Genomic DNA, 7,714 nt, shown 5'->3' with positions numbered 1-7,714 from the left:
TTGACGTTCAGATTGAGCTTCAGGCTGGCTTGTTTCATGGGCTGTATTTTCTCAGGCCGGGCTTACGTCAAGCACACATGTAGCGGAGTTATGCAGAGTTTCCCTAGGAGCCAGCGACGGCAGCCACCCAAAGCGGGTCTACTTTCGGCCGTTGTTTGTTCGCGTGTGGCAATCCCATCATTTTACCTTTTAGGGGATGGGTGTTGTCGGTAACCACAGAGTCACTTGCGTACCCTGAGCTTTTTGCGATGCAATTTCCAGACTGCCGCCGAGTATCGAAAGGATTTCCTTGGTGATTGCCACACCCAGTCCCGTGCCGAGAATTTTTCCGGAAGCGTCAGCCCTCCAAAAACGGTCACCATAATGCAGGACTTGTTCTGGCGTCATGCCGATGCCCTGATCACTCACCGTGACGCCTACCTTACCAGTAACGGCGGTAATGGCTATGCGAATTTCTCCGCCTTCTGGGGAATACTTTATCGCGTTGCCAATAATGTTAGTAAACACTTGGCGCATTTTATCTATATCAGCAAGGGCAAAGATCGGCGCTGCAGGTATCTCAAGTATAAGTTTCCATCGTTCATCCGTGACAGCCATTTCAGTCACTGTATCCTGAATGAGTCCAGAAATATTTACAGAAACAATCGCAAAATCCTGCCCACGACGAGATTCAATTCTGGAAAGGTCCAACAACTCATTAATAATTTTCACCAACCATAAGGAATTACGATGAATGGATTCCAGTAGCTCTCGCTGGGTAGGCGTATCCAGCTCGATTCCCAACAAAACCTCGCTAAAACCAAGAAGAACGGTCATCGGAGTACGCAATTCGTGAGCTGCATGGGAGAGAAATTCACTCTTCATCCTGTCGACCTCGGTCTCGTAGGTCACATCGCGGAAATACAACATCTTTGAAACAGATGCATTGGTGTTGGACCGCATGCTTACCTGCAGGGTGCGACCTGAGGGAACAATAAGTTCAATCAATTCGCGCACCGGTCTTTTGTCAACTTCCATAGTATTCATGGAGTCCAATTCATCTAGACTTCGCAAAGCATGGGATGGTACGCAAAGGGAGACAATTTTCGCAGCAAATTGCGATTCATCGATTCCGACAATCTCATTTGCACTCAATCCGGTCATCTCGGAGAAAGCCGGACTTACATACTTGACACGCTGTGAATCATCGAAAGATATGAACCCATCCGGCGACAGGGCAAAGATGCCGTTCAATTGCTCCATGCGCTCTATCAGTGCGGACTCGCTCTGCTTACGCTCGGTAATGTCGTAGTTGACCCCAATCATCCGCAATGCCTCTCCTTCAGCATTGCGCAACACCAAGGCGGAAGCCTTCAGGTGACGCACCTGCCCCGTTGGCCAGACTACTCGAAATTCGGTATCAAATTTATGCTCGCCGCTTAAGGCCTCGTTAATTTCCCTGTCTCCACGTGATCTGTCGTCCGGATGCAGTCCCTGTTGCCAGGCTTGGTAAGCGCCACTAAAGCTCTCGGGGCTTACACCGTAGAGTGCGTACATCCATTTGTCCCAAATCAGGCTGTTTTCCTTGACGGCATAGTCCCACACCCCAATTTTGGCCGACTCCGCTGCGAAAGTGAAACGTTGACTAAGCTCGCCGATTTCAGACGTTAGCCTTGCTGCAATCTTGGTTGCATTGACTCTAGTATTTACGATCGAACGCGTAAGTCCAAACATTAAAGAGCTGATCACAAGCCCCGCAATCAGGGTAAGCCACGCTTGGGTGTAATCAAACTGCATTTCTGTCGCTACATTCTCAAATCTGAGTACCCACTGTGTATGGTGATCAAATTGGATGACGCGACGCAAATCCAGCACCGAATGTGGCTTATCTGTATTGTTCGGATTGCTGTCAAACAGTAGGGTAGCTGGCGACAGTACATTCCCGTCGTAAATATGCAAATCAATAGCCCGACCTTGACTGCTAGACAAGTCAGTAAGCGTACCAGTCATTAAATCAGTCATGCGAAAGGGGCTGTAAACCCATCCAATCAGTGACTCCCGACGTTGTTCAAGTGTCTCCAAGTGTGCATTTTTGCGATAGACAGGGACATACATCAGAACACCTGCCTGAATTGCCGTTTCTGTTTCCTGCAACAATTGCACCTTGCCTGACAGTGCAGCTTCGCCGCTATCCCTGGAGTGTTCCATTGCATTGCGACGCACGGCTTCGGAGAACATGTCGTAACCAAAGGCGCGCAAGTTGCGATCACGAAAGGGCTCCAGGAAGACGATCGATGTCGTGATGGCGCGTTCGCCCACTGGTCTTACGGTATAGGAGGGAAACCCTTCGGCGCGAATTCGGGCAAGATGAGCCGAGAGTTGACCTGCTGGAATGACCTGGGCAAAACCGATTCCCTGTACACCGGGAACATTTTGATCGGCGTGCAAGGTGCTTACATAGGCGCGCCAATCGTCGCGACTGACCGCTTCTCGAGCGGCAAACAGGGCAGATCCACCGCGAAGTATCATGGCATAAGTGTTGAGTCGCTCCTGTACCTTGAGCGTTGCTTGTTCGCAGGAAAAAGCCAATTGCCTTAATGCGGTTTGCTCAATGTTTTTCCTGACATAGACGCTAGTGAATAGGCTGCCAAGAATTCCACAGCCAAGCACAAGCCATGCTGCCAGATGGCCTTTTGCTCTTATAAGCTTAAACACTAGCATTTGCCTGCTGGATGGAAAATCTTATCAATGTGCCACCTGATTGATGATATTGAACGGCGCTACTCGAACCTGGGTAACCCTTTGACCGAATTTCAGCGCCATTGGTTGTTCCTGTGCGGCTGTCGATACTGGCTTTGTGGAGACTTACGGCCCCTTTTTCCGCGTGCGGAATTTCAAAACTACCGCTTCGACCCATTTGGCCAGCAAACTTCCTAACGTCCAGCGGCGTGGTGCAAATATAGTTGTTTTCAGGTAACACAGGCGCGTCCATGCCTCCAGCTAGCATATCTGAGCGATGAGCAGTTGAAGCAAATTATTCATGACATAAGTGTCGGCTCGACCATGGATCAGCAGGAATACGTTGCAGCCCTGGTTAGCATCTTGGTTGGCAGGGTTGATCACGCAGCGCACTTGAAGCGTGGTGTCGACATCACGTACGCGTGATCCATTCAGGCGGCTTGTAAGCGCTGTTCATCTTGTCAGTGTCTCGGGGCATCGCCTCATCTGGACCACGAATACTTGGCACATATGTCTTGCCGCCTAGGGACCCGCTGCCTTTCGGCCAGGGGAATCAGCCGAACGTATCCACCCATGATGAAGTTGTCGGCAGAATTGGCTTACATAGATAGAAAAATGAAACTCTACTTTCATTTTTCCTGGAGCGTTGTGTGAACGTGTGTTTTCCTCTAGATTCACTTCGGTAAAGTTTCATACCTTGTGGGTTGGGCTCTGCGGGAGCACTTCTATGAACGGGAAAACGACATGACCTTTAAAGCTGAGCAGCCAAATATTTGGGTTAAACGTCTGACACTTGTGCTAGCGGCATCCGTCATTAGCTTGGGTGCAGTCGCTGGCGACCTCAACGAAATAAAGGCTAGTGGTGTCCTGCGCCATCTTGGCATCAAGTATGCAAATTTCGTCAAGGCCGATGGCACAGGTTTTGACGTGGAGCTAGCTCAGGGCTTTGCGAAGTACCTTGGCGTTCGCTATGAACTCGTTTACACCAACTTTTATGATGTCATCCGCGATCTGTTGGGTAAAGATGTAGCTCGTACCGGCGATACAGTGAACCTGGAGGGGAACTACCCAATTCGGGGAGACATGATTGCCACCGGGTTTACCGTTTTGCCATGGCGCCAGCAGGTTGTCTTGTATTCGCAGCCTACCTTTCCATCTCAAGTGCTGCTGGTCGCACGCACCAGTTCGCCTTACCAACCGGTGGCGGCCGAGCACGAGTTGCGCAATGAAATTGCCAGCACCCGTGCGGTGCTTGGCAAGAAAAGTCTGCTGGTAATGGAGCGCACTTGCTTGGACCCCGCAAACTACGGGCTAAAGGGCAAGGGAATTGATTTGCGCTCTTATACCGCCAACACTAACTTGGACGAAATGGTGCCTGAATTACTCAAGGGTGATGTGGAGTTCACCTTGCTGGATGTGCCGGATGCGGTCATTGATTTGCAGCGGTGGGCGGGCCGCATCAAGGTGATCGGTCCTATTTCGGAACATCAGGATTTAGCTGCCGCGTTTCCCAAATCATCGCCAGTGTTGCGGGCCGCCTTTGACGATTACCTGAGTGGGATAAGGGCTGACGGCAGCTACGACAAGTTGGTGAACCGCTATTACCCGGGCATCCGCCGTTACTTCCCGAACTTTTTCGCACGAAGCCAGTAGATCTGCAGCATGGGCATGGGGGAGAAGCTCGAAGGCCTAATGGAACGGCTGACACTGTGGCAGTTGGTGGCCGCATTTAGCATCTTCGCCAGTTTTGTTGCACTTGTCGGGGTTGTGGGGTTTCTTCAATTGTCCAACGAAGCGATTGCTCTGGAGAAGCATCGACTTAAGTCTCTGTCCGCAATGAAAGCGGCCCAAATCTCCGACTGGATTGAGGAACGACGCGCTGATCTCTATTCCAATTCGCGTAATGACGTTTTCCGGGAGTTGTTGGTGTCGTCCAGCAAACCCGTTGCTGATCGCTGGCAGGATCGCTTTTCAGCTCTGTACGCAGATCAACGTGTTAATCGATGGCTGGAAGAGACACGCAAACAGTACGGATATCGCAGCTCTGAGGTTTTGAACCATGGCGGCGAGGCCTTGATTTCGGTTGGTGTCGCTCCTTACACTGATCAACAGATAAAGCCACTGTTGGCTCAGGCACTGACCACTGACAAGGCCGCCCTGCTTGACATAAGCATCGAACGTGACGGAACTCCCTATATGGCGTTTGGCACACATATTCCGGATGAGTCCATGGATGTGCCGCTTATCCTGGTTTACGCCATATCCATCACTGAGCGCTTTTTGCCCATGGTCAACGATTGGCCCAACCCAAGCAAAACCGGTGAACTACTGCTGTACCGGTTGAATGGCGATCAGGTGACTTTGCTCAACCGCATGCAGGATGGCAAGCGGGATTTTGTCCAATTTTCGGCATCCGACATGGAACAGCCAATGCATAAGGCATTGGTGAGTGGCCCGGGGGTTTACAGCGGGCGAGATTATCTTGGCCGGGCTGTCTTGGCAGCCATGCAGCCAGTGCCAGGGACCCCTTGGTGGATATCTAGCAAAGTGGACGTAGCTGAGCTGTATTCGCCCATTTACCGACTGGCTTGGGTATGTGGTTTGCTGGCAGTTGCAGGCATCGTGACCGCGGGCGTCTTGCTAGCCTTGTTATGGCAACAGATGCAGCGACGCTACCTCATCTCCCAAAGGCTAGGTCAGCAACTCAAGGAGGCATCGGAGCAAGCCGAATTGGCCAATCAGGCCAAGAGCCATTTTCTGGCCAATATGAGCCATGAAATACGCACCCCATTGAACGCAGTCATAGGGTTCTCTCACCTAGCGCTGAAGACTGAGGTAACGCCTAAGCAGCGCGACTACATGACAAAAATCAGCAGCGAAGGAACCGCACTTCTCAACCTCATCAACGACATACTTGAGTACTCCAAGATTGAGGCCGGAAAACTGGACTTGGAGGCAATCCCGTTTTGGTTGGATGATCTTCTGGACAATGTTGCGGTGGTGATGGCGCCAAGAGCATTGCAAAAAAATCTCGAATTCTTGATTCGGATAGCACCTGACGTGCCACTTGGATTGTTGGGCGACCCACACCGCCTGCGCCAAGTGATCCTCAATCTCACCACCAACGCATTGAAGTTTACCGAACAAGGGCAGGTCCTGATCAGCGTTACTCGTAGTAATTCAACTGTCACTGTTGATTCAGAAGTGGGAAATATTGAGTTGCTATTGAGCGTAGTGGATACTGGCATCGGGTTGAACGAGGCGCAACAGGCCCGTCTATTTTCCAGTTTCACCCAAGCCGACAGTTCGACCACCAGAAAATACGGCGGCACTGGGCTGGGTTTGGTCATTTCACAGCGCATTGCTCAGGCTATGGGCGGCGCTATTGCGGTGCAGTCCACGCTGGGTCAAGGCAGCACATTTACTTGCAATGTGAGATTACGAATCTCGCACGAAGCCCGAATCCTTCATGGAGATAGACACCAAGTCAATGGTCTTCATGCGCTGGTGGTTGATGACAACGCAGCGGCTCGTGAGATATTGGCCGAACAATTGCGGGCGCTTGATTTCCGGGTCGATGCGGTCAACAGTGCGCAGTCTGCGCTGTGGTCTATTGAGCAATGTGACCGGACCGACCCTTATGCCCTAGTACTAATGGATTGGAAGATGCCTGGCTTTGATGGAATCGCAGCCACGCACGCGGTTATGAATAACTCGGCGATTACCCAAAAACCTATCATAGTGGTGGTGACCGCCTTTGGCGTGGAGGGCGCCTGCGAAGAGGGCTTGCAGGCCGGCGCCCTGGCGCTTTTGGAGAAGCCGGTGAGCCAGTCCCGATTGTGGGATACCGTGGCTGAACTGCTATTCCCAAAGACACAGGCGAGCAGCAACCACGTGACGGAATACGCGCCACAGGGCGATTCGCCCGAATTAAACATGCATGTGATGTTGGTGGAAGACAGCGAGATCAATCAGCAGATTGCGGTCGAGGTGCTGGGCCATATGGGTGTGCAAACCACGGTCGTCAACAACGGCCGTGAAGCGCTTGACTTGTTGCTGGCCACGCCTGATCCGTTGCCATGGTCGATGGTCTTTATGGACTTGCAGATGCCGGTAATGGATGGGCATCAAGCCACGATTGCAATACGAAAAATTGACCGATTCCGGAAATTGCCCATTGTTGCCATGACCGCGCATGCCATGCAGGAAGAGGGACTTCGCTGCCTGCAAGAGGGCATGAATGAGCACTTGACAAAGCCTATAGATCCAGAAGTTTTGGTGGCATCGCTGCGGCGCTGGGGACGCGAGCGCGACGACGTGCCTCCCATTTCGACGCCTGAACTCAGCAAGGTCGTGTCACCAGCAGGGGCCACCGAACTTTGGCGCAACATTCCAGGAATAAGCAGTCAGAGTGGGTTACGTAATTGCGGCAACAATGTGGAACTCTATGTTTCGCTGCTTCGAAAGTACTGCCAAGCTTTGCATCGCGGAGTCGATCAACTGACTATGGCGTGTGAACAGTCCGACTGGGTACTAGGGCTCAGGGTGATTCATACCATTAAGGGCACTTCGTTGAACATGGGTGCCAACGATTGCGCACAGCTGTGCATGGATGCCGAAAAAATGTTGCGTAGTCAGACAAACTCACACGTTTGGTCCCAACAATCACAGCCATTGATTGTTGCTTTTTTTCAGTTGTATCAAGACATTGAGAATGGACTGGAACAAGATGAGAAAGTTGCTGAAGTTCAACCGCAGACAACACAAACCAGTGCGGATATCGCAGTGGACATGCTCTCTAGACTAGAGGCCTTGCTGCGCAGCGGTAGCGAAGAAGCCGAGGGTTTTTGCAAGAGCAACCAAACCATGTTACGTCAGGCGTTGGGGCCGACCTTCGAAAACGTGTTCGAAATGACACGTGAATATGAATTCGAGCGCGCACTTGAATTGCTAAAGCGAAGGCACGAAATCCATAGTTCGCATTGAATTGACTGTT

4 protein-coding genes are annotated in these 7,714 nt (G+C 51.5%); 2 read left to right on the top strand and 2 right to left on the bottom strand.

What is annotated here, in order from left to right; translation table 11 throughout:
• Window positions 1-189: 189 nt before the first annotated feature.
• Window positions 190-2,694, bottom strand: coding sequence for a CHASE domain-containing protein (locus WCG50_RS15635; RefSeq protein WP_336900529.1), 2,505 nt, complete (start codon window positions 2,692-2,694; stop codon window positions 190-192).
• Complete coding sequence (locus WCG50_RS15630) at window positions 2,687-2,971, bottom strand: hypothetical protein (RefSeq protein WP_336900528.1); 285 nt, start codon at window positions 2,969-2,971, stop codon at window positions 2,687-2,689. The genes WCG50_RS15635 and WCG50_RS15630 overlap by 8 nt, the downstream gene beginning before the upstream one ends.
• 491 nt (window positions 2,972-3,462) lie before the next feature.
• Here WCG50_RS15630 and WCG50_RS15625 point away from each other — a divergent pair, with 491 nt between their 5' ends.
• Together WCG50_RS15625 and WCG50_RS15620 are read left to right on the top strand one after the other, a co-directional pair.
• Entirely contained in the window at window positions 3,463-4,371 is a 909-nt protein-coding gene (locus WCG50_RS15625; RefSeq protein WP_336900527.1) for a transporter substrate-binding domain-containing protein, read from the top strand.
• 39 nt (window positions 4,372-4,410) lie between these two features.
• Complete coding sequence (locus WCG50_RS15620) at window positions 4,411-7,704, top strand: response regulator (protein WP_336900526.1); 3,294 nt, start codon at window positions 4,411-4,413, stop codon at window positions 7,702-7,704.
• Window positions 7,705-7,714: the final 10 nt, after the last annotated feature.

It is taken from the genome of Rhodoferax sp., assembly GCF_037143375.1.
Classification (GTDB): domain Bacteria; phylum Pseudomonadota; class Gammaproteobacteria; order Burkholderiales; family Burkholderiaceae_C; genus Rhodoferax.
Note: the sequence above shows the minus strand (reverse complement) of the source record. Positions and strands in the feature narration are given on the sequence as shown.

Coding starts and splice junctions, on each gene's coding strand:
- WCG50_RS15620 (WP_336900526.1), top strand. CDS start 4,411: ATGGAACGGCTGACACTGTGGCAGTTGGTGGCCGCATTTAGCATCTTC.
- WCG50_RS15625 (WP_336900527.1), top strand. CDS start 3,463: ATGACCTTTAAAGCTGAGCAGCCAAATATTTGGGTTAAACGTCTGACA.
- WCG50_RS15630 (WP_336900528.1), bottom strand. CDS start 2,971: ATGGACGCGCCTGTGTTACCTGAAAACAACTATATTTGCACCACGCCG.